This is a genomic window from Klebsiella sp. GB_Kp047 (genome assembly GCF_040065235.1).
Taxonomy (GTDB): Bacteria; Pseudomonadota; Gammaproteobacteria; order Enterobacterales; family Enterobacteriaceae; genus Klebsiella; species Klebsiella quasipneumoniae.
Map to the genome: position 1 here is coordinate 170,676 of NZ_JBEAJG010000030.1, position 21,720 is coordinate 192,395.

The 21,720-nt window shown below is 59.7% G+C and carries 20 protein-coding genes; 9 read left to right on the plus strand and 11 right to left on the minus strand.

Annotated features, from left to right (window positions below; all coding sequences use genetic code 11):
• Window positions 1-101: 101 nt before the first annotated feature.
• Entirely contained in the window at window positions 102-323 is a 222-nt protein-coding gene (locus tag ABLV76_RS12620) for a hypothetical protein (RefSeq protein ID WP_004204497.1), read from the minus strand.
• 87 nt (window positions 324-410) lie between these two features.
• On the opposite strand from ABLV76_RS12620, the gene ABLV76_RS12625 reads away from it, so the two are divergent.
• Both ABLV76_RS12625 and ABLV76_RS12630 read left to right on the plus strand, forming a co-directional pair.
• Window positions 411-584, plus strand: coding sequence for a general stress protein (locus ABLV76_RS12625; protein ID WP_002898708.1), 174 nt, complete (start codon window positions 411-413; stop codon window positions 582-584).
• A 163-nt stretch (window positions 585-747) separates the two neighbouring features.
• The gene (locus ABLV76_RS12630) at window positions 748-1,686 is read left to right on the plus strand and encodes a DMT family transporter (protein WP_348878340.1); all 939 of its coding nucleotides are present in this window, start codon (window positions 748-750) and stop codon (window positions 1,684-1,686) included.
• Window positions 1,687-2,001: 315 nt separating this feature from the next.
• On the opposite strand, the gene rutG is transcribed toward ABLV76_RS12630, so the two are convergent.
• From rutG to rutA, 7 genes are read right to left on the minus strand one after another with little or no spacing between them, the layout of a single operon-like run.
• Complete coding sequence (gene rutG / locus ABLV76_RS12635) at window positions 2,002-3,324, minus strand: pyrimidine utilization transport protein G (RefSeq protein WP_348878341.1); 1,323 nt, start codon at window positions 3,322-3,324, stop codon at window positions 2,002-2,004.
• Between the two features lie 21 nt (window positions 3,325-3,345).
• Window positions 3,346-3,840, minus strand: a complete 495-nt coding sequence (gene rutF, locus ABLV76_RS12640; protein ID WP_004204502.1) for an NADH-dependent FMN reductase RutF — start codon at window positions 3,838-3,840, stop codon at window positions 3,346-3,348.
• Between the two features lie 10 nt (window positions 3,841-3,850).
• Window positions 3,851-4,441: a malonic semialdehyde reductase gene (locus tag ABLV76_RS12645; RefSeq protein WP_017901103.1), complete on the minus strand. Its 591-nt coding sequence runs from the start codon at window positions 4,439-4,441 to the stop codon at window positions 3,851-3,853.
• Entirely contained in the window at window positions 4,438-5,241 is an 804-nt protein-coding gene (gene rutD / locus ABLV76_RS12650; protein ID WP_049093322.1) for a pyrimidine utilization protein D, read from the minus strand. Before rutD ends, ABLV76_RS12645 begins: the two co-directional genes overlap by 4 nt.
• On the minus strand, window positions 5,238-5,630 hold the full coding sequence (gene rutC / locus ABLV76_RS12655) for a pyrimidine utilization protein C (protein ID WP_004204505.1): 393 nt from the start codon (window positions 5,628-5,630) through the stop codon (window positions 5,238-5,240). The genes rutD and rutC overlap by 4 nt, the downstream gene beginning before the upstream one ends.
• Window positions 5,623-6,333, minus strand: coding sequence for a pyrimidine utilization protein B (gene rutB, locus ABLV76_RS12660; protein WP_004204506.1), 711 nt, complete (start codon window positions 6,331-6,333; stop codon window positions 5,623-5,625). The genes rutC and rutB overlap by 8 nt, the downstream gene beginning before the upstream one ends.
• Window positions 6,333-7,424: a pyrimidine utilization protein A gene (gene rutA / locus ABLV76_RS12665; RefSeq protein ID WP_004204507.1), complete on the minus strand. Its 1,092-nt coding sequence runs from the start codon at window positions 7,422-7,424 to the stop codon at window positions 6,333-6,335. The genes rutB and rutA overlap by 1 nt, the downstream gene beginning before the upstream one ends.
• A 284-nt stretch (window positions 7,425-7,708) precedes the next feature.
• Here rutA and rutR point away from each other — a divergent pair, with 284 nt between their 5' ends.
• Window positions 7,709-8,347, plus strand: coding sequence for an HTH-type transcriptional regulator RutR (gene rutR / locus ABLV76_RS12670; protein WP_004204508.1), 639 nt, complete (start codon window positions 7,709-7,711; stop codon window positions 8,345-8,347).
• On the opposite strand, the gene ABLV76_RS12675 is transcribed toward rutR, so the two are convergent.
• The gene (locus ABLV76_RS12675) at window positions 8,348-8,743 is read right to left on the minus strand and encodes a lysozyme inhibitor LprI family protein (RefSeq protein ID WP_023317894.1); all 396 of its coding nucleotides are present in this window, start codon (window positions 8,741-8,743) and stop codon (window positions 8,348-8,350) included.
• Between the two features lie 179 nt (window positions 8,744-8,922).
• The gene (putA, locus tag ABLV76_RS12680) at window positions 8,923-12,885 is read right to left on the minus strand and encodes a trifunctional transcriptional regulator/proline dehydrogenase/L-glutamate gamma-semialdehyde dehydrogenase (RefSeq protein WP_282861499.1); all 3,963 of its coding nucleotides are present in this window, start codon (window positions 12,883-12,885) and stop codon (window positions 8,923-8,925) included.
• Window positions 12,886-13,305: 420 nt separating this feature from the next.
• On the opposite strand from putA, the gene putP reads away from it, so the two are divergent.
• Window positions 13,306-14,814, plus strand: a complete 1,509-nt coding sequence (gene putP / locus ABLV76_RS12685; protein WP_004147889.1) for a sodium/proline symporter PutP — start codon at window positions 13,306-13,308, stop codon at window positions 14,812-14,814.
• A gap of 134 nt (window positions 14,815-14,948) precedes the next feature.
• A complete protein-coding gene (locus ABLV76_RS12690) occupies window positions 14,949-15,383 on the plus strand; it encodes a DUF3574 domain-containing protein (RefSeq protein WP_004204513.1) in 435 nt (144 codons plus the stop codon).
• Window positions 15,384-15,414: 31 nt separating this feature from the next.
• On the opposite strand, the gene ABLV76_RS12695 is transcribed toward ABLV76_RS12690, so the two are convergent.
• Window positions 15,415-16,599, minus strand: a complete 1,185-nt coding sequence (locus ABLV76_RS12695) for a nucleoside transporter C-terminal domain-containing protein (RefSeq protein ID WP_282861496.1) — start codon at window positions 16,597-16,599, stop codon at window positions 15,415-15,417.
• Between the two features lie 270 nt (window positions 16,600-16,869).
• Between ABLV76_RS12695 and efeU the strand changes: the two genes are divergently transcribed.
• From efeU to phoH, 4 genes are all read left to right on the plus strand, one after another.
• Complete coding sequence (efeU, locus tag ABLV76_RS12700) at window positions 16,870-17,700, plus strand: iron uptake transporter permease EfeU (RefSeq protein WP_004204515.1); 831 nt, start codon at window positions 16,870-16,872, stop codon at window positions 17,698-17,700.
• A gap of 51 nt (window positions 17,701-17,751) precedes the next feature.
• Window positions 17,752-18,879 (plus strand): iron uptake system protein EfeO, encoded by a 1,128-nt coding sequence (gene efeO / locus ABLV76_RS12705; RefSeq protein ID WP_017901109.1) that lies wholly within the window; start codon window positions 17,752-17,754, stop codon window positions 18,877-18,879.
• Between the two features lie 4 nt (window positions 18,880-18,883).
• Window positions 18,884-20,167 (plus strand): iron uptake transporter deferrochelatase/peroxidase subunit, encoded by a 1,284-nt coding sequence (gene efeB / locus ABLV76_RS12710; protein WP_048323645.1) that lies wholly within the window; start codon window positions 18,884-18,886, stop codon window positions 20,165-20,167.
• Window positions 20,168-20,671: 504 nt separating this feature from the next.
• Entirely contained in the window at window positions 20,672-21,460 is a 789-nt protein-coding gene (gene phoH, locus ABLV76_RS12715) for a phosphate starvation-inducible protein PhoH (RefSeq protein WP_002898923.1), read from the plus strand.
• The last annotated feature ends 260 nt before the right edge of the window (window positions 21,461-21,720 follow it).

The window sequence follows — 21,720 nt, forward strand, 5'->3', positions numbered from 1 at the left end:
AGCCAGCCAAATAGCTGGTACCTTTAAAGATAAAGCCTCTGCCGAAGAGTGCAAATCCAACGGGCATTTATTTGATTTATAACAAAATGACAAAACATTATTTACTTTTCCTTGCGCAGCGCGGCCTGAGCGGCTGAGAAGCGGGAAGCGATGCCTCCGTTATACTGGCCGGTGCGGCGAGGATGTAGCATCAGGATACATTTTTTGCTGACTATTTTTTCTTCGGCAGCAGAGCAGGTTAGCGCCATCAGGCGGCGCGAGGGGATTTTTTTCGCCAGGCTTTGTTTCTGAATGTGACATTTGCCATCGTCAGCGGCAGTCATTCACTAACCTTATAGATACGCGGCAGAACAGCGGCGTCGCCGCTCCCGCGTAATGCACTATGATGTCTAACCTAATGGAGGTCAGTAATGGCAAACCATCGTGGCGGTTCTGGCAACTTTGCAGAAGACCGTGAAAGAGCATCAGAAGCAGGACGTAAAGGTGGCCAGCATAGCGGGGGGAATTTTAAAAATGACCCTCAGCGCGCCTCAGAGGCTGGCAAAAAAGGGGGTAAAAACAGTCATGGAAGTCGTGAGAGTTAACGCGCGACTGGCACTGTTCTCTTTGATGCGGTGTTAATCTCCCCGACCCAACCGCATCGCCCTCGCCGCCGGCATCTGCCGGCGGTTTTTTTTAGCTGTCGGAGGTTGCGCTCCCGCCGGGCCGATTGCACACTGGTCGCCCGTTTATCGTCATGGCTGTCTTATGTCTTCGTTAAAATTCTCCGTTAGCCGCCAGGAAGCGCTCCTTATCATGATCACCATGTTCTGGGGAGGGACGTTCCTTGCCGTGCAGTATGCGGTCAGCCTCAGTGGGCCGCTGTTTTTTGTCGGCCTGCGTTTCGCGACCGCCGCGCTGGCGGTGGGCCTGCTCTCGCTCCGCACCCTGCGCGGCCTGACGTGGCTGGAGGTGAAGGCGGGGGTGGCAATTGGCGTGGCGATTGCGCTGGGGTATGGCCTGCAGACCTGGGGGCTGCAGTCGATCTCCAGCAGCAAGTCTGCCTTTATCACGGCGATGTATGTGCCGCTGGTGCCGCTGCTGCAGTGGCTGTGCCTGGGGCGTATGCCGGGGGTGATGTCCTGCGTGGGGATTGTGCTGGCCTTTATCGGTTTGATCCTGCTGGCCGGGCCGGAAAACAATCTGTTGGCGCTTGGCGTGGGGGAGATGATCACTCTGGCGAGTGCGCTGGCGATCGCCGCGGAGATTATCCTTATCAGCGCCTGGGCCGGAAAAGTGGATGTCCGACGGGTGACGGTGGTGCAGCTGGCGACCGCGTCGCTGGTGGCTTTCGCTGCCATGAAGCCGGCCGGTGAGTCGGTGCCGCCGTTGACGCCGACGCTGCTCGGCGTGGCGTTGGGGCTGGGCATTTTCAGCGCGATCATTCAGGTGACCATGAACTGGGCGCAGCGCAGCGTCTCGCCGACGCGGGCCACGCTGATCTATACCGGCGAACCGGTATGGGCCGGTATTTTTGGCCGGCTGGCCGGCGAGCGTCTGCCGCTGCTGGCCCTCCTTGGCTGCTTCTTTATCCTCGCGGGAGTGCTGGTGAGCGAGCTGAAGTGGAAGCGCAAACCGCCGCCGAAGTTGTCAACGAATGACGATGCGCAGCCGCTCCCGGAGCTGGTCGATCGTCGCGAGCCGTAATTTTACGCTTCTGATCTTACAGCGGCGCTTAGCCTGGCTGGCCTGCTCGTCCGGCTCTGATCGTCTCCAGGCCCGCGCAAGCGTAGCGCCGCCTGGCAAGATATCAGGCACGGTATCCATGATTTCGCCGGGTGGCGGCTGCGCCTTACCCGGCCTACGTTCGTACGACCTGTTATTAATTTAACCACTTGCGCGACTGAAACTGCCGGTGCTGACGGCCTCAACATCGCTGAGACGTTCCCGGCAGGCCGGATGGCGGCATAAATGCCTTATCCGGCCCACCCGCTCCCTGCGCCAACGCCGCGCTAATGTGGCTTAAACCGGCGTTACTCTGGCCTCCTTCGCCTCCCGCGTCCCGCGATGAAGCAGCGCGTGCAGCAGGATCGCCCCGAAGGTGGCGGTACCAATCCCGCCCAGCGTAAAGCCGCCCAGCGACAGCGCGAAATCGCCGGCGCCCAGCACCAGGGTCACAGACACCATGATCAGATTGCTGTTCTGGCTGAGGTCGACGCGGTTTTGCACCCAGATCCGCGCCCCGGCGACGGCGATCAGGCCAAAGACCACGATCGAGGCGCCGCCGATCACCGGCCCGGGAATGGTGTGGATTAATGCGCCGAATTTCGGCGAGAAGCCCAGCAGCATGGCAATCAGCGCCGCGGCGACAAACACCAGCGTCGAGTAGACCTTGGTCACCGCCATGACGCCGATGTTCTCCGCGTAGGTCGTGACCCCGCTGCCGCCCACCGAGCCGGAGAGCATGGTCGCCAGACCGTCGCCGACGAAGGCGCGCCCCATGTACGGATCCATATTGCGCCCGGTCATCCCGGCGACGGCCTTCAGGTGCCCGAGATTCTCGGCCACCAGGATCACCGCGACCGGGGCAATCAACATCATCGCCTGGCCGTTAAAGGATGGGGGGGTAAAGTGCGGCAGCCCGAACCACGCCGCCTGGGCGAGGGGGGAGAAGTCCAGCGGTTTGCCGAGGCCAAAACCGTTAGCCAGCAGGGCATACAGCGCGCAGGCGACGATCAGGCCGGCCAGGATCAGCAGACGCTGCAGCATCCCGCGGGTAAATACCGCGACTATGCCGATACAGAGCACGGTCAACACCGCCATCCAGCTGTCGAAGGCGCTGGCGGACACGCTGCGCACAGCAATCGGCGCCAGGTTCAGGCCGATAGCCATCACCACCGCCCCGGTCACCACCGGCGGCATCAGGCGCTCGATCCAGCGGGTGCCGATCTTCATCACCACCAGACCGATCAGGGTGTAGACCAGCCCGCAGGCGATGATCCCGCCAAGGGCGACGCTCAGATGAGGGTTGAGTCCCTGGCCATTAAAGCCGGTAATGGCGATCACCACCCCGACAAAGGCGGCGCTCGAGCCAAGATAGCTCGGCACCCGTCCGCCGGTGACGACAAAGAACAGCAGGGTGCCGACCCCCGACATCAGTATCGACAGGTTAGGGTCGAGCCCCATCAGCAACGGCATCAGCACCGTCGCGCCGAACATCGCAACGGCGTGCTGCACGCCCATCACCAGCGTTTGCCCGGCCGATAAGCGTTCATCGGGCGCGACGACGCCGGATTCGGCGGCGGGGGAGGTCAGCTTCCAGCGAGGAAAATCGAAGAGTGCCATGATGATATCCCGGGTTAGAGGTTAACAAGCGGGTCGCATAAGCGTGTGATAGCCGCGGTCAAACCACATCAGACCCCGGGGTTCCGGGTGACGGGTAATGGCCACGACGTGACAAAACAGGATGTCGTGCGTGCCGACGCTGACGCGCTGGTCGATGCGGCAGTCAAAGCTGACCAGCGCCGCCTCCAGCCGCGGGCAGCCGGTGGCGCCGGTCTGCCAGTCGGCGGCAGCAAAGCGCTCGTCCATCGCCGTTTTTCCGCCAAACAGCGTCGACAGCGCCTCCTGTCCCGCCGCCAGGGTATTGACGCACAGCGTGTGATGTTCGCTGAACACCGGCCACACCGAGGCCGAGCGGTTCAGGCAGACCAGCAGGGTCGGCGGGGTGTCGGTCACGCTGCAGACCGCGCTGGCGGTAAATCCCGCCCGGCCCGCCGGGCCATTGGTGGTAATAATGTTAACCGCGGCGCCGACGTGGGCCATGGCGTCACGGAAACTCGCTTTGTCCGCTAACTCCATCGTAAACTCCTTATGCCAGCAGGCAGGCTTCATCAAAGGACAGACGCGGCAGGCGGCCGTACAGTTTGCCGGGGTCGCCATAGCCGATGTTCACCAGCAGGTTGCTTTTCCAGCCATTGTCGGCGAAAAACGCCGCATCGACTTTTTCCCGGTCGAAGCCGGACATTGGCCCGGTGTCGAGACCCAGCGCCCGGCAGGCGAAAATCAGATATGCCGCCTGCAGGGAGCTGTTGCGAAACGCGGTCTCCTCCGCCAGCTGCGGGCTGGAGGTGAACCAGCTGCGGGCGTCACCGTGGGGAAAGAGGGTCGGTAGCCGGTCGTAAAAGGCGCTGTCCCACGCCACGATGGCGGTCACCGGCGCCTGCATGGTTTTTTGCAGATTGCCGCTGGAGAGCGTCGGGCGAAGTTTCTCTTTGCCTTCCGCGCTGCGCACAAACACGATGCGCGCCGGCGAACAGTTGGCGGAAGTCGGCCCCATTTTCATCAGGTCCCAGACTGCCTGCAGCTGCGCATCGCTCACTGGCTTATCCAGCCAGCCGTTGTGGGTTCGGGCCTGGGTAAACAGCGTCTCGCAGGCCGTCTGGTTTATCGCGTCGTTCATCGGGTCTCCGTGGCGACCGGCAGCATAGCGGCCAGCCCGTCGCGTAAAATGGTATTAAAGGTATCGGCGTCGGTGACGTTACAGGCATGGCCGCCCCATGGCATTTCCACGTGCTGGCTGCCGGAGATAGCCGTCTGCAGCACGCGGGAGCAGGAGGCCGGGACCAGCAGATCGTCAGCGGCGCTGATAATCAGCGTCGGGCAGGCGATGGCCGCCGCGCGACGCGAAAAATCAGCCTGCTTCAGGGCCTGCAGCCGCTTCAGCAGGTTCTCCTTGCCCTGAAAATGGCTGATGGCAAGCGCATCTTCCGCTTCGAGGCGCGGCAGGCGCGCGGCCATCCATTCCGCCGGGTAGAGAAACAGCGGCTGTGCTTCGACCCACGCCTGCGCGCCGCCGGCATGCAGCAGACGCTCGCGCACCAGGAAGCAGCGGCGGGTGTGCGGCGACAGCGACAGCCAGCCGTTGACCAGCACCAGGGCGCTCACCGCCTCGGGGCGATCGAGCGCCAGCTGCAGGCCAATTAGCGCCCCCAGCGCGTGGCCCACCAGCGCGAATCGGGCGATCCCCGCCGCCTGCAGAGCGCTGAACAGCTCTCCGGCCATCGTCGCCATGCTGTAGTCGGCGGGCAGCGGACCGGCGTTCTCCCCGGTCCCGTTATGGTCATAACTCACCAGCTGATACTGTTCCTCCAGCGCCGCGCGCTGCGCCAGCCAGTAGCCGCCGCCGCCGCCCAGACCGGCGCTGAGGACCACCACCGGCGCGCCGGGCCATGGGGCTGGAGCAATATTGAGCCTCATCATGTCGGGGTGCCGATATGGGCGACGCTGGCGATTTCCACCAGCGCATCGGGCTTCACCAGACCGCACTGAATGCAGAAGCGCGCGGGTTTATCGCCGGGGAAAAACTCGGCGTAAACCTCGTTAATCGCGGCGTAATTTGTCCAGTCGGTGATAAAGATGCTGTTGAAAGTCACATCCGCCATACTCCCGCCCGCCGTTTCGATAACGCTCTTGATGGTCTCCAGCACGTGGCGGGTTTGCGCCTTTGGGTCGCCGATGTGCACCACATTATTTTGCTTATCAAACGGCAGAGTGCCGGAGACGTAGACCACGCCATCGGCGAGCGTCCCCGGAACAAAGGGGGCAATCGGCGTGGTAGTGCCTGGCGGAATGATCACCTGTTTAGGCATAACGTTTCTCCTTGGCTAAAGACAGCGGGGTGGCAGGGGATAGCGCGCGGCAGAAGCTCTCGACGTCGCTGACCCAGCCGAAAAAGGTTTCAATATTGAACAGCGCCGCCTGCTGGGCGAAGGCCGGGCCGGCCTGATGGGTGGCATCCTCCAGCACTACGCCGAAGTATTCGAGGAAGAAGCCGTCGCGCAGCGTCGATTCGACGCAGACGTTGGTGGCGATCCCGGTGAACACCAGGTGGCGTATACCGCGGCTGCGCAAAATGCTGTCGAGCGGGGTGTTAAAGAAGCCGCTGTAGCGCGGTTTCGGCAACACGATGTCGCCTTCCTGCGGCGTCAGTTCGTCCACCAGCTGATAATCCCAGCCGCCTTTCGCCAACAGCTTGCCCTGCAGCTCCGGGCGCTGACGCATCGTTTTCAGCGCATTGGACTTGTGGTAGTTCGGCGAGCCCGGGCCGCCGGCTTCAACATACTGGTCATCCCAGCCATTCTGGAACCAGATAATCAGCATGCCCGCGGCGCGGGCGGCGGCGACGGCGGTATTAATATTGTCGATAACCGGCCGGGTGGCGGAGACGTCAAAGCCGGCAAGATCCAGATAGCCGCCCTGGCTGGCGTAGGCGTTCTGCATATCGACAACAATCAGCGCGCTCTGCTGCGGCGCGAAGGTCAGGGATTCCGGGCGAGCGGGAAGGGTAATCATCAGGCCACCTCACGGGTAACAGGAGCAATGTGGTCCCGGCAGCGCATCAGCGGCTGAATGCGTTCGCCAAAGGCGTCAATGCCGGCAAGAAAATCATCAAAGGTCAGCAGCACGCCGTCGGTGCCGGGCACGCTCGCTACTTCATCAAGCATACGGGCGACGCTGGCATACGATCCGACAAGGGTGCCCATGTTGATATTGACCGCCGAGGTTGGGTCGGCCATCTGGCGCACGTTGGTATCGCTGCCGGAGCGGGTGTCTTTCTGACTCTGCTCGGTGAGCCACGCCAGCGCTTCTTCATCGGCGCCCGCTTTGTAGTGCTCCCATTTGGCGCGCGCCGCTTCGTCGGTTTCGTCGGCGATCACCATGAACAGCACATAGGAGCCTACGTCACGGCCGGTTTTTTCCGCCGCCTGCATCATGCGCGCTGCGGTCGGCGCGAAGGCCGTCGGCGTGTTGACCCCTTTGCCAAAGCAGAAGTTGTAGTCCGCGTGCTGGGCGGAGAAGGCCATGCCGGCGTCGCTCTGCCCGGCGCAGATCACCTTCATCGGCTGCGAAGGGCGCGGGCTGACCCGGCAGTCGTTCATGGTGAAGTAATCGCCTTTGAAATCGCTGCGCCCGGTGCCCCACAGGTCGCGTAGCACCTGAACGTATTCGGTGAGATAGTCATAGCGGCTGGCGAAATAGTCATCCCCCGGCCACATGCCCATCTGGTCATATTCCGGTTTTTGCCAGCCGGTCACCAGATTGACGCCAAACCGGCCGCCGGAGATGGAATCGATAGTGGAGGCCATCCGGGCGACAATCGCCGGCGGCAGCGTCAGGGTGGCGGCGGTGGCGTAGATCTGGATCTTCGAGGTCACCGCGGCCAGGCCGGCCATCAGGGTGAAGGACTCCAGGTTGTGATCCCAAAATTCTGTTTTCCCGCCGAAGCCGCGCAGCTTGATCATGGAGAGCGCGAAGTCGAAATGGTAGTGCTCGGCTTTCTGCACGATAGCCTTATTCAGTTCGAAGGTCGGCATATACTGCGGGGCATGGGTGGAGATCAGCCAGCCGTTGTTGCCAATGGGAACGAAAACACCAATTTTCATACCTACCTCTCTACAGTCATGGAAGATGGGTTGCGGTGGTGCGGCATCCTGCCTCTCCCTGGACCACCTCGCAGAACAGGTAAAGCAAACGCGATGCCAGTTTTATAAATGCTAATGTTATTAATGTGTTGCTATTGGGTTGCTAAAAAGGACGATAAAAAAGTGGACTGGATGGTCAAAATCAGTGCACGAAAAAACGGCAGTCATGCGCAATCAGGGTGCATGGGGTCGTGTCGGCGAAGGGCTTTTGCTATGCTGGTGGCGTCAACTGAAGGAGAGGATGTATGGCACAGGGCGCGGTGAAGAAAAACGGCAAACGTTCACAAGCGGTCAGCGCCAAAAAGGAGGCCATCCTGGCCGCCGCGCTGGAGGCATTTTCGCAATTTGGTATTCACGGTACGCGGCTGGAGCAGGTAGCTGAGCGTGCCGGGGTGTCGAAAACCAATCTGCTTTATTACTACCCTTCGAAAGAGGCGCTGTACGTGGCCGTTCTGCAGCAGATCCTCGCCATCTGGCTGGCGCCGCTGAAGGCCTTTCGCGAGGATATCAGCCCGCTGGTGGCGATCCGCGAGTATATTCGCCTGAAGCTGGAGGTGTCCCGCGATCACCCCCAGGCCTCGAAGCTCTTCTGCCTTGAGATGCTGCAGGGCGCGCCGCTGCTGATGGGTGAGCTGACCGGGGATCTGAAAGCGCTGGTCGATGAGAAATCGGCGATTGTCTCCGGCTGGATCGACCGCGGCAAGCTGGCGCCGGTCGATCCGCAGCATTTAATCTTTATGATCTGGGCCACTACCCAGCATTACGCCGACTTCGCCACCCAGGTAGAGGCGGTCACCGGCGCCACGCTGCAGGACGCGGCCTTTTTTGAGCAAACGGTCGATAATGTCCAGCGGATGATTATCGAAGGCATTCGCGTCCGTTAGTTAATTGGCCGGCGGCAGCGGGCAGCTTTGATCGCCGTCCTCGCACTGCAGCAGCGAGGCGAGGAAAGATTCCCGCTCCACGCTCTTATCGGTCATGCACTGGCTCAGCAGCATCGGCTGCATGCTGCCGCCTTCGGCGCCGGACGCGAGGAAGGCACAGTCGGCGTCGCGCAGGGCGATCCATGCCTGCTGCGCCTGCTTCAGTAATGTCTGCTGTTTACCCGCCGCCCGCTGCAGAGCCTGCTGCCAGGTGTCGTTCAGTTTTTTGTCGGCCGCCTGAAACTGCGCGGCCGCGCACTGATTCATTTCGGTTTGGGTGTTGGCGTTGCTGCACTCGTCCGCCAGCGCCGCGCCGCTGGCCAGCAGGGCCGCCACGGCAAATAACATGCGTTTCATTGTTCTGCTCCCATAAAAAAGGCTCCCGTCAGGGAGCCCTAATTAAGCACAGCTGACGTCGGCTGTCATTAGCTGATCGCATCGCAGATAGCCCGGATGGCGGCGCACAACGCCTTATCCGGGCTACCCTTTACGGTGTTATGTAGCCCCGGTAACACAGCGCCACCGGGGGGCCCGGGTTAGCCGATGGTCATCAGGCTGGCGTTACCGCCTGCCGCCGCGGTGTTGACGCTCAGCGAACGCTCAATATACAGCCGCTCCAGCAGCAGATTGGTTTCGCCGCGGGCGAAGCCCTGCACGGAGACAATCGCCCCGTCGCGCGCCGCCACCTGCTCGCACAGCTCGCGCAGCTGGTCGGAATCGCCGTGATAGATAACCGCGTCGAAGGCCTGACCGGGCAACTGATCCGCTTTGGCAAAACGGATCCGCTCGCTGACTTCCCGCGGCAGTTTCTTCGCCAGATCGCGCTGCAGGGCGCTGTCCGGCCACAGCACTTCACAACCGACCGCCAGCACAGCCGCCAGCTGGATCAGCGTATCCTGCTCATTATCCGCCACGCACAGCACGCGCTCGCGGGGCATCAGCGTCAGGGTGTTGCGCTCGCCGGTTGGCCCCGGCAGCAGGCGTTGGGTGCCGCTTTGCGCCTGCTCGCTGTACTGCTGGCACAGCGCCTGCAGCTCAGGTCGGCCCGCCGCCCACTGCTGCAGCGCCTGCAGTGGTTTTTCCAGCAGCGTTTTCAGCTGGGCGTCCAGCGGACGCTCTGCATCCTGGCGGGCGAAGGTCACGCCAACGGCGCCCTGCGGACGGCTGGAAAGCAGACGGTAAAGGTACAGCGGGCCGCCGGCTTTTGGACCGGTACCGGACAACCCTTCGCCGCCGAACGGCTGCACGCCGACCACGGCGCCAACCATATTGCGGTTGACGTACAGGTTGCCCACCTTCGCGCTGCCGGTGACCTGGGCGATGGTCTCGTCGATGCGGGTATGCACGCCGAGGGTCAGGCCGTAACCGGAGGCGTTAATCTGCTCCACCAGTTTATCCAGCTCGTTACGGTTATAGCGCACCACGTGCAGCACCGGGCCGAAAACCTCTTTTTTCAGCTCGTCAAAGCTGTCGAGTTCGATAAGCGTCGGCGGCACGAAGGTCCCGTGGTTCCATTCGCGGGCGTCTTCGCTATTCTCGCGCACCGCCTGATAGACGGTGCGGCCTTTGGCGCGCATCGTCTGAATATGGCGTTCGATATTCTCTTTCGCTTCTGCATCGATAACCGGACCGATATCGGTGGTCAGGCGGCCCGGATTGCCCATGCGACACTCGCTCATCGCGCCGCGCAGCATGGTTAAGGTGTGGTCGGCTACCTCTTCCTGCAGGCAGAGGACGCGCAGGGCGGAGCAGCGCTGGCCGGCGCTGTCGAATGCGGAGGCCAGGACGTCGATCACCACCTGCTCGGTGAGCGCCGACGAGTCGACGATCATCGCGTTCATCCCGCCAGTTTCGGCGATCAGCGGCGTCGGGCGTCCCTGAGCGTCGAGGCGGCTGGCGATATTGCGTTGCAGCAGGGTGGCCACTTCGGTGGAGCCGGTGAACATCACGCCGCGCACGCGCTCATCGGATGTCAGCGCGGCGCCGACGGTTTCCCCGCGGCCCGGCAGCAGTTGGATCACCCCTGGCGGCACGCCGGCTTCCAGCAGGATCGCCACGCCCTGGGCGGCGATCAGCGGCGTCTGCTCGGCCGGTTTCGCCAGCACGCTGTTGCCGGCCGCCAGCGCGGCGGCAATCTGCCCGGTGAAGATCGCCAGCGGGAAGTTCCACGGGCTGATACAGACCACCGGACCCAGCGGACGGTGGGTTTCATTATCGAAATCGTCGCGCACCTGGCCGGCATAGTAGTGGAGGAAGTCAACGGCTTCGCGCACTTCGGCGATGGCGTTGCTGAAGGTTTTACCCGCTTCGCGCACCAGGATCCCCATCAGGGTCGGCATCTGGCTTTCCATCAGCACCGCGGCACGCTCGAGAATGGCGGCGCGCTCCTGCGGCGGGGTGGCGAACCAGATTGGCGCGTTGTTGATAGCGCTGGTCAGCGCCTGCTGCACTTCGTCATCGCTGGCTTCGCGGACGTAGCCGACAATGTCCTTTGGCTCAGCCGGGTTGACTACCGGCTGCGTCTCGCCTTCGGCTACCGGCTGCTCCAGCATCGGCAATGCCTGCCATTTATGCAGGGCGCTGTTGAGCAGGGAAGAGGAGAGGGAGGCCAGACGATGCTCGTTAGCCAGATCCAGACCGGCGGAGTTGCTCCGGCCGCTGCCGTAGAGATCGCGCGGCAGCGGGATTTTCGGATGCGGCAGGCCGGCCTGGCCTTCCTGCTGCGCCAGTTTTTCTACCGCGCTGACCGGGTCGGCCACCAGCTCGTCCAGCGGCAGGGTATTGTCCGCAATACGGTTGACGAAGGAGGTATTGGCGCCGTTCTCCAGCAGACGACGCACCAGATACGCCAGCAGCGTCTCGTGGGTGCCCACCGGGGCGTAGATCCGGCACGGCCGGTTCAGTTTGCCGTCGGCGACTTTGCCCACCACCTGCTCGTACAGCGGTTCGCCCATGCCGTGCAGGCACTGGAACTCATACTGGCCAGGGTAGTAGTTCTGGCCCGCCAGCTGGTAGATAGCCGCCAGGGTATGGGCGTTGTGGGTGGCGAACTGCGGATAAATCAGGTTCGGCACCGCCAGCAGCTTTTTCGCGCAGGCGAGATAGGAGACGTCGGTGTAAACCTTGCGGGTGTAGACCGGATAGCCTTCGAGACCTTCCATCTGCGCGCGTTTGATTTCGCTGTCCCAGTAGGCGCCTTTCACCAGACGGATCATCAGGCGACGGCGGCTGCGGGTGGCGAGGTCAATCAGGTAATCAATGACAAACGGACAGCGCTTCTGGTAGGCCTGAATCACGAAGCCAATCCCGTTCCAGCCCGCCAGCTCCGGCTCGAAGCACAGTTTTTCCAGCAGGTCGAGAGAGATCTCCAGACGGTCCGCTTCTTCGGCGTCGATGTTAATGCCGATGTCATACTGGCGCGCCAGCAGGGTCAGCGATTTCAGACGCGGGTAGAGCTCTTCCATCACCCGGTCATACTGGGCGCGGCTGTAGCGTGGGTGCAGAGCCGACAGCTTAATGGAGATGCCCGGCCCTTCATAAATGCCGCGGCCGTTAGAGGCTTTGCCGATGGCGTGGATCGCCTGCTGATAAGAGACCATATAGGCCTGGGCGTCGGCGGCGGTCAGGGCCGCTTCGCCTAGCATGTCGTAAGAGTAACGGAAACCTTTATCTTCCAGCTTGCGGGCGTTGGCCAGCGCTTCGGCGATGGTTTCCCCGGTGACGAACTGTTCGCCCATCAGTCGCATCGCCATATCCACGCCCTTGCGGATCAGCGGTTCGCCGCTCTTGCCGATGATGCGGTTCAGCGAGCGGGAGAGGCTGGTTTCGTTGTGGGTGGAGACCAGTTTGCCGGTGAACAGCAGCCCCCAGGTGGCGGCGTTGACGAACAGCGACGGGCTGCGGCCGATGTGCGACTGCCAGTTGCCGTTGCTGATTTTGTCGCGGATTAGCGCATCGCGGGTAGCTTTATCCGGAATACGCAGCAGGGCTTCCGCCAGACACATCAGCGCCACCCCTTCCTGTGAGGAGAGGGAGAACTCCTGCAGCAGACTCTGCACCATGCCGGCGCGGCCGCTGGCGGTCTTCTGGTTGCGTAGTTTTTCCGCCAGTTGATACGCCAGCTTATGCGCCTGCTCGCCCAGCGGCTGCGGCAGTCGGGCCTGCTCCAGCAGCATCGGCACCGCGTCGGTTTCCGGGCGACGCCAGGCGGCGGTGATCGCCGCGCGGCTTACCGACTGCGGCAGGATCTGCTCGGCGAACTCGAGGAACGGCTGATACGGCTCTTCCGTTAATACGCTGGCGTCATCGCTTTCGTTGGCGGCCCCGGAGAGCAGCGCCGGTAGCTCGGGCAGCGTCTCATCGTTCTCCAGTTTTTCCAGATAATTGAAGATGGCCTGCTTAATCAGCCAGTGCGGCGTGCGGTCAATGCGGCTCGCGGCGGACTTAATGCGCTCGCGGGTTGCGTCGTCAAGCTTAACACCCATGGTGGTGGTGCCCATGCTCAAAACTCCTGTCATTTATCGTTAGCTTATGCGGTTGCATGGAAATATCCACTATGTTGCAACTTTGTGCAACCATGTTAATTATGGCTTGTGACGAAAGCCGTGAAATGGCGGATTTGTTAAAAATAATGCCTAAAATAGCAGAATTTTAACCCCGGGCTCATAGGGTATTTGTATGCGTGAGTTAACACTTTTGTTTGGTGCAACCTTTAAAAACGTGAGAGAGTGCAACCTCTCGCAAATTGACGTTTTGCGCCGTCGGATTTTCGTGTAAATGCTGTGTTAAATCGTTTGTGAAAAACCGAAGCTTCCGTCAGGATACGGTCGCCCAATTAAACAATGCGCCATTACCCCGTTCCGGTAGTGGAAAAAAACGACGAAGTTGGACGCTGTCGATAAAAATTCTGGAGACTTTGCATGGCTATTAGCACACCGATGCTGGTGACATTTATTGTTTATATTTTTGGTATGGTATTGATAGGGTTTATTGCCTGGCGTTCGACCAAAAACTTTGATGATTATATTCTCGGGGGGCGGAGTCTGGGGCCATTTGTGACCGCGCTTTCCGCCGGCGCCTCGGACATGAGCGGTTGGCTGCTGATGGGCCTGCCGGGTGCCATTTTCCTCTCCGGGATTTCCGAAAGCTGGATTGCCATCGGCTTAACGTTGGGGGCGTGGATTAACTGGAAGCTGGTCGCCGGGCGCCTGCGCGTGCATACCGAGGTGAATAATAACGCCCTGACGCTGCCTGATTATTTTACCGGCCGTTTTGAAGATAAAAGCCGGGTGCTGAGAATTATTTCGGCGCTGGTTATTCTGCTGTTCTTTACTATCTATTGCGCCTCGGGAATTGTGGCGGGGGCGCGTCTGTTTGAAAGCACCTTTGGCATGAGTTATGAAACCGCGCTGTGGGCCGGCGCGGCGGCGACAATTATCTATACCTTTGTCGGCGGCTTCCTCGCCGTCAGCTGGACGGATACCGTGCAGGCCAGCCTGATGATTTTCGCGCTGATCCTTACCCCGGTAATCGTGATTATATCCGTCGGCGGTTTTGGCGATTCGCTGGAAGTCATTAAGCAGAAGAGCATCGAAAATATCGACATGCTGAAAGGGCTGAACTTCGTGGCGATTATTTCGCTGATGGGCTGGGGACTGGGCTATTTCGGTCAGCCGCATATTCTGGCGCGCTTTATGGCGGCGGATTCGCACCACAGCATCGTCCACGCGCGTCGCATTAGTATGACCTGGATGATCCTCTGCCTCGGCGGGGCGGTGGCCGTCGGCTTCTTTGGCATCGCCTACTTCAATAACAACCCGAGCCTGGCGGGCGCGGTTAACCAGAACGCCGAACGCGTGTTTATCGAGCTGGCGCAAATCCTGTTTAACCCGTGGATTGCCGGGATCCTGCTGTCGGCGATTCTGGCGGCGGTGATGTCCACCCTGAGCTGTCAGCTGCTGGTTTGCTCCAGCGCGATTACTGAAGATCTGTATAAAGCCTTCCTGCGCAAAAACGCCGGTCAGAAAGAGCTGGTCTGGGTGGGCCGTATGATGGTGCTGGTGGTTGCCCTGGTGGCCATTGCCCTGGCGGCCAACCCGGAGAACCGCGTGCTGGGTCTGGTGAGCTATGCCTGGGCCGGTTTCGGCGCCGCCTTTGGCCCGGTGGTGCTGTTTTCGGTGATGTGGTCGCGTATGACCCGTAACGGCGCGCTGGCCGGGATGGTGATTGGCGCCCTGACCGTGATCGTCTGGAAGCAGTTTGGCTGGCTGGGCCTGTATGAAATTATTCCGGGCTTTGTCTTCGGCAGCATCGGGATTGTGGTCTTTAGCCTGCTGGATAAAGCGCCGTCAGCCAGCATGCAGCAGCGCTTCGCTGAAGCGGATGCCCACTACCATACGCCGCCGCCGGTACGCGCCACGGCTGAGTAAGCTCATCTGACGCTCACGAGCCCGCCGCTGGCGGGCTTTTTATTGCCTGTTGCCGGGCCGGAATATTATAACCCTTGCTAATTATTTGAAAATCCGCTGATATTTCCTGACTAATAACAATGAGGATAGCAAAGATGACGTTCAGACAGGGTGTAATGGCGCTGGTGCTGGCAGGGTTACTCAGCGGCTGCGCGGCGGGTGGAAGTTCATCGACCAGCGCGCCGAAGCCCGGCGCCTGCCCGGCGGATCAGTCCATGGTGCAAACCACGCTTTACTTCGGTCTGAGCCGCCCGGCGGGGAAAGACATCACCGCTGAAGAGTGGCAACAGTTTGTCGACCGCGACGTCACGCCGCGCTTTCGCGACGGGCTGACGGTGTTTGATGCCCACGGCCAGTGGCTTGGCCAGAATGGTCAGGTGGTGCGGGAGCAGAGCAAGGCGCTGATGGTGATCCATGGCCACGACGCGCAGAGCGAGACCGGTATTGAGGCCCTGCGCGAGGGCTATAAATCGCGCTTCGCGCAGGAGTCGGTGATGCGTGTCGACCAGCCGGTCTGCGTGCAGTTCTGAGTAAACGGCGGGGGCAGCCCCGCCGTTTGTCTTACAGCACCAGCCCGGCGAAGCTGGCGGAAAGCAGGCTCACCAGCGTGGCGCTAAACACCAGCCGCAGGCCGAAGCGGGAGACGATATTGCCCTGCGGTTCATTCAGGCCTTTGATCGCCCCGGCGATAATGCCGATTGAAGCAAAGTTAGCAAACGACACCAGGAAGACCGAGAGAATGCCGAGCCCGCGCGGCGTCATGCTGGCGGCAATCTTTTGCAGCTCAATCATCGCCACAAATTCGTTAGCGACCAGCTTGGTGGCCATGATGCTGCCGGCGTTCAGCGCATCGCTCAGCGGAATGCCGATAAGCCAGGCTAACGGATAGAAGACGTAGCCGAGGATCTGCTGGAAGCTGAGGCCAAACAGGGCAGCGAACAGCGCGTTAATGGCGCTGATCAGGGCGATAAAGCCGATCAGCATCGCCAGAATAATCATCGCCACTTTAAAGCCGGCCAGAATATATTCCCCGAGCATTTCAAAGAAACTCTGTGATTCATGCAGCTTCTCCAGCTTTATTTCCTGCTCGCTGCCCGGCCGCGTCGGGTTAATCACCGACAGCACGATAAAGGTGCTGAACATATTCAGGATCAGCGCCGCGACGACATATTTGGCGTCCAGCATGGTCATATAGGCGCCGACGATCGACAGCGATACGGTCGACATGGCCGTCGCCGCCATGGTGAACAGACGCCGTGAGGAGAGGTCGCCCAGTACGCCTTTGTAGGCGATGAAGTTTTCCGACTGGCCGAGGATCAGGGAGCTGACGGCGTTAAAAGATTCCAGCTTACCCATGCCGTTGACCTTCGACAGCAGGGTGCCAATCACGCGAATAAAAATCGGCAGGATCCGCCAGTGCTGGAGAATACCAATCAGCGCGGAAATAAACACAATCGGACACAGGACGCCAAGAAAAATAAAGGCTAAGCCTTTTTCGCTCATGCCGCCAAAGACGAAATTGGTCCCTTCGGCGGCAAAGCCTAACAGCGAAGCAAAAAAGCCGGAAATATTTTTTACCAGCCACAGGCCGCTTTCGGCGTGCAGGAAAAAGAAAGCGAGCGCTATTTCTATAATAATCAACTGAAGAATATAACGAATACGAATTTTTTGTCTGTCGTAGCTGACAAGCCAGGCCAGGGCGAGGATCACCGCCAGCGCCAGCAGGAAATGAAAAAATGCAGTCATGTTGTTCTTTTCGCAGGTCAATAAGGCCGCCATTTAGCCATAGCCGCCGCGACGGGTAAATATCTGGCGTAAAAAATCCTTTGCTTATTCTTTTCCCTCATAACAGGCGAATATTTTCATAAGTCATTATTTGCCAGCGATTTATTTACAGATAGTCATCATTCTCTAAACATTTCGCTTGTGTTTCTGAGTATTGTAATGATAATCACTATCATAAATATTACCTGTTTTTGCATTCGTTGACGGTGCTTTACATTTAAGGGTATTGGCATGTTTGTCCCATTTCTCATTATGTTACGCGAAGGCCTGGAGGCGGCGCTGATTGTCAGCCTGATCGCCAGCTATCTGAAACGCACCCAGCGCGGCAACTGGATTGGCGTGATGTGGATTGGCGTGATCCTCGCAGCGGCGCTGTGTCTTGGCTTAGGCATCTTTATCAACGAAACCACCGGGGAATTTCCTCAGCGCGAACAGGAGCTGTTCGAAGGGATCGTCGCGGTCATTGCGGTGGTGATCCTGACGTGGATGGTCTTCTGGATGCGCAATGTCTCACGCAACGTCAAGCAGCAGCTGGAGCAGGCCGTGGATAAGGCGCTACAGCGCGGCAATCACCACGGCTGGGCGCTGGTGATGATGGTCTTTTTCGCGGTCGCCCGTGAGGGGCTGGAGTCGGTCTTCTTCCTGCTGGCGGCATTCCAGCAGGACGTTGGCATCTGGCCGCCGCTGGGGGCGATGCTGGGGCTGGCCACGGCAATCGTGCTGGGTTTCCTCCTCTACTGGGGCGGTATCCGTCTCAACCTTGGCGTGTTCTTCAAATGGACCAGCCTGTTTATCCTGCTGGTGGCCGCTGGCCTGGCTGCGGGGGCGATCCGCGCCTTCCACGAGGCGGGCCTGTGGAACCTGTTCCAGGAGACCGCCTTCGATCTGAGCACTGTGCTGTCGACGCATACGCTGTTCGGCACGCTGCTGGAAGGGATCTTCGGCTACCAGGAGACGCCAAGCGTCAGCGAAGTGGCTGTCTATCTGCTTTATCTGATCCCGGCGCTGGTGCTGTTTGCGCTGCCGCCGCGAAATAATACGACTGCCTCGCGGGCTGCCTGACCAGGCGCTGCGAGCTTATAAGCGACACTCTACTTACCGAAAGGGATGATCATGATGATTCATTTTCGCCGTAATGCGCTGCGGGTGACCGTGGCCGCGCTGCTCAGCTCTGCATTCGGTGCTCAGGCTGCGGATATCCCGCAGGTCAAAGTCACCGTCAACGACAAACAGTGCGAGCCGATGCAGGTGACCGTTAACGCGGGTAAAACCCAGTTTATTATTCAGAACCACAGCCAGAAAGCGCTGGAGTGGGAGATTTTGAAAGGGGTGATGGTGGTGGAAGAGCGCGAAAACATCGCGCCGGGCTTTACCCAGAAGCTCACCGCAAACCTGCAGCCGGGCGAATATGACATGACCTGCGGTCTGCTCACCAACCCGAAAGGCAAACTGATCGTCACCGGCGCCGCCACCAAAGACGCGGCGAAAGCGGATGCGGTGCTGAGCCTCGGCGAAGCGATCACCGCTTATAAAGCCTATGTGACGGCGGAAACCGCGCAGCTGGTCAGCGGCACCAAAGCCTTTACCGACGCGGTGAAAGCTGGCGACATCGAAAAAGCGAAAGCGCTGTACGCCCCGACGCGCCAGCATTACGAGCGCATTGAGCCGATTGCTGAGCTGTTCTCTGACCTTGACGGCAGCATCGACGCCCGCGAAGACGATTTCGAGAAAAAAGCGGAAGATCCGAAATTCACCGGATTCCACCGTCTGGAAAAGGCGCTGTTTGGCGATAACAGCGTCAAGGGCATGGAAAAATATGCCGATCAGCTGAACAGCGATGTGCTGGAGCTGCAAAAGCGCATCAGCGAGCTGGCGTTCCCACCGTCAAAAGTCGTGGGCGGGGCGGCAGGATTAATTGAAGAAGTCGCAGCCAGCAAGATCAGCGGTGAAGAAGATCGCTACAGCCATACCGACCTGTGGGACTTCCAGGCCAATATTGACGGCGCGCAGAAAATTGTCGATCTGCTGCGCCCGCAGCTGCAAAAAGAGAACAGCGCACTGCTGGCTAAAGTGGACGCCAACTTTAAGAAAGTGGACAGTATCCTCAGCAAATACCGCACCAAAGAGGGTTTCGAAACTTACGATAAGCTGACCACCGCTGACCGTAATGCGCTGAAAGGGCCGATCACCACCCTGGCGGAAGATCTGGCTCAGCTGCGCGGGATCCTGGGTCTGGACTAAGTCGATGGCACAACAGAAACCACACGACGTGAACGAGCCGTCACGTCGTCGCTTACTGAAAGGGATCGGCGCGCTTGGCGGCGCGCTGGCCATCACCGGCGGCTGCCCGGTAGCGCATGCGGCAAAAGCGGAAAGTTCCCCCGGGACGCTCACACCTGACGCGCGCCAGGAAAAACAGCCATTCTATGGCCCGCATCAGGCGGGTATTCTGACGCCGCAGCAGGCCTCGATGATGCTGGTGGCGTTCGATGTGCTGGCGTCAGATAAAGCCGACCTCGAGCGTCTGTTTCGGCTGCTGACCCAGCGTATCGCCTTTTTAACCCAGGGCGGCCCCGCGCCGGATACGCCTAATCCGCGTCTGCCGCCGATGGATTCCGGCATCTTAGGGCCGTGGATTGCCCCGGATAATCTGACCATCACCGTCTCGGTCGGCCATTCGCTGTTTGATGAGCGCTTTGGTCTCGCGGATAAAGCGCCGAAAAAGCTGCAGCCGATGACTCGCTTCCCCAATGATTCACTGGATGCCGCCCTGTGCCATGGCGACCTGCTGCTGCAGATCTGCGCCAATACTCAGGACACGGTGATCCACGCCCTGCGCGATGTCATCAAACATACGCCGGATTTGCTCAGCGTGCGCTGGAAGCGGGAAGGATTTATCTCCGATAGCGCGGCGCGCAGCAAAGGCAAAGAAACCCCCATCAACCTGCTGGGTTTCAAGGACGGTACCGCTAACCCGGCGAGCCATGACAGCGCGCTGATGGATCAGGTCGTGTGGGTCACGGCGGATCAGGACGAGCCGGCCTGGGCGGTGGGCGGCAGCTATCAGGCGGCGCGCATCATCCAGTTCCACGTCGAGTTCTGGGACCGGACGCCGCTCAAGGAGCAGCAGACCATCTTCGGCCGCGACAAGCACACCGGTGCGCCGCTGGGGATGAAAAACGAACACGATACCCCGGATTACAGTAAAGATCCTAACGGCGAGACGATCGCGCTGGATAGCCATATTCGTCTGGCCAACCCTCGCACGCCGGAAACCCAGTCCAGCCTGATGATGCGCCGCGGCTACAGCTATTCGCTGGGAGTCACTAATGCCGGGCAGCTGGATATGGGGCTGTTGTTCGTTTGCTATCAGCACGACCTGGAAAAGGGTTTTCTGACGGTGCAGAAACGGCTTAACGGCGAGGCGCTGGAGGAGTACGTCAAACCCATCGGCGGGGGCTACTTCTTTGTTTTACCCGGCGTGGTGGATGATAAGCACTACCTGGGACAGACGCTGCTGCAGGCTTGATACCGACCCTGTCCGCAAGGGCAGGGCGTTTTCTGCTGTTTTTCTCTTTTTTATTATATTTCCTGCCATGTGTTATATTTCTGTAATACAAATGACCGATAGTCTCCTACACTTGCTTAAGAACTATTTGTTGCGTCATTGTGAAAAATAAGTTGCATTAAGAATCTTTTTTGATGTACTTATTACATACGCGGTAGTTCCCGGCAGTGTGACGTTTCACTATGGAGATCGCGAATGGTAAGGTCCCGTACCGGACAACGTAAAACCACAGACCGTACTCTTCAGCACGGAAGCCCCGCTTCCGGCAGCGATTTTCTCACTCTTTCTCCCTCCGCTTCGAATTATTACCACCTTGGCAGGGTACGCGGTGCGCGTAGCCGCGACTCGTTGTCAGTTCTACCGGCAAGCAATGGCTTACAAGGAAGCCAAACCTCAATCGTTCGTGCGCATAGTCGCGTCGATGTTGACGCGTGTGATGTAAACCTACAACGCAAGGTGCTATCCATGGGAAGACAAAAAGCAGTGATCAAAGCTCGTCGTGAAGCAAAACGTGTGCTGAGACGGGATTCACGCAGCCATAAGCAGCGTGAAGAAGAATCGGTCACATCGCTTGTGCAAATGAGTGGCGTAGAAGCAATTGGCATGGCGCGGGACAGCCGTGATACTTCCCCAATTGAGGCGCGCAATGAGGCTCAGGCGCATTATCTGAATGCCATCGACAATAAACAGCTGATTTTCGCCACCGGCGAAGCCGGATGCGGCAAGACCTGGATCAGTGCGGCGAAGGCAGCTGAAGCGCTGATCCATAAGGATGTGGACAGAATTATTGTTACCCGTCCCGTTCTGCAGGCCGACGAAGATCTCGGCTTCTTACCGGGAGATATCGCCGAGAAGTTCGCGCCCTATTTCCGACCGGTTTACGACGTGCTGGTGAAAAGGTTGGGGGCTTCCTTTATGCAGTACTGCCTGCGTCCGGAAATCGGCAAGGTGGAAATCGCGCCGTTCGCCTATATGCGCGGACGTACTTTTGAAAATGCGGTGGTGATTCTGGACGAGGCCCAGAACGTGACCGCAGCGCAAATGAAGATGTTTTTAACCCGCCTCGGGGAGAACGTGACGGTCATCGTCAATGGCGATATCACCCAGTGCGACTTGCCCTCAGGGGTGCGGTCCGGCCTGAGCGATGCGCTGGCGCGTTTTGAGGAAGACGAGATGATCGGCATCGTGCGTTTCACCACCGATGACTGCGTGCGCTCGGCCCTCTGCCAGCGGACGCTGAAAGCCTATTATTAATCGTCATACTGTGAGCAAGGCCCGGGCGAGCCCGGGCTTTGTTGTTTTTGGGGGCCTCCCGGCGGCGCTGCGCATAGCGGGCTACCTGGCGGATACGGTCTGGTAGCCCGGGAGAGGCATTGATGCCGACCCCGGGGATGTCTGCGGTGCCACATGCGAAAAAAAGCCCGTACTTGCGTACGAGCTCTTCTTAAAATATGGCGGCGAGGGGGGGATTGACTCGCTTCGCTCGCCGTTACTCGGCCCATCCATGGGCCTCG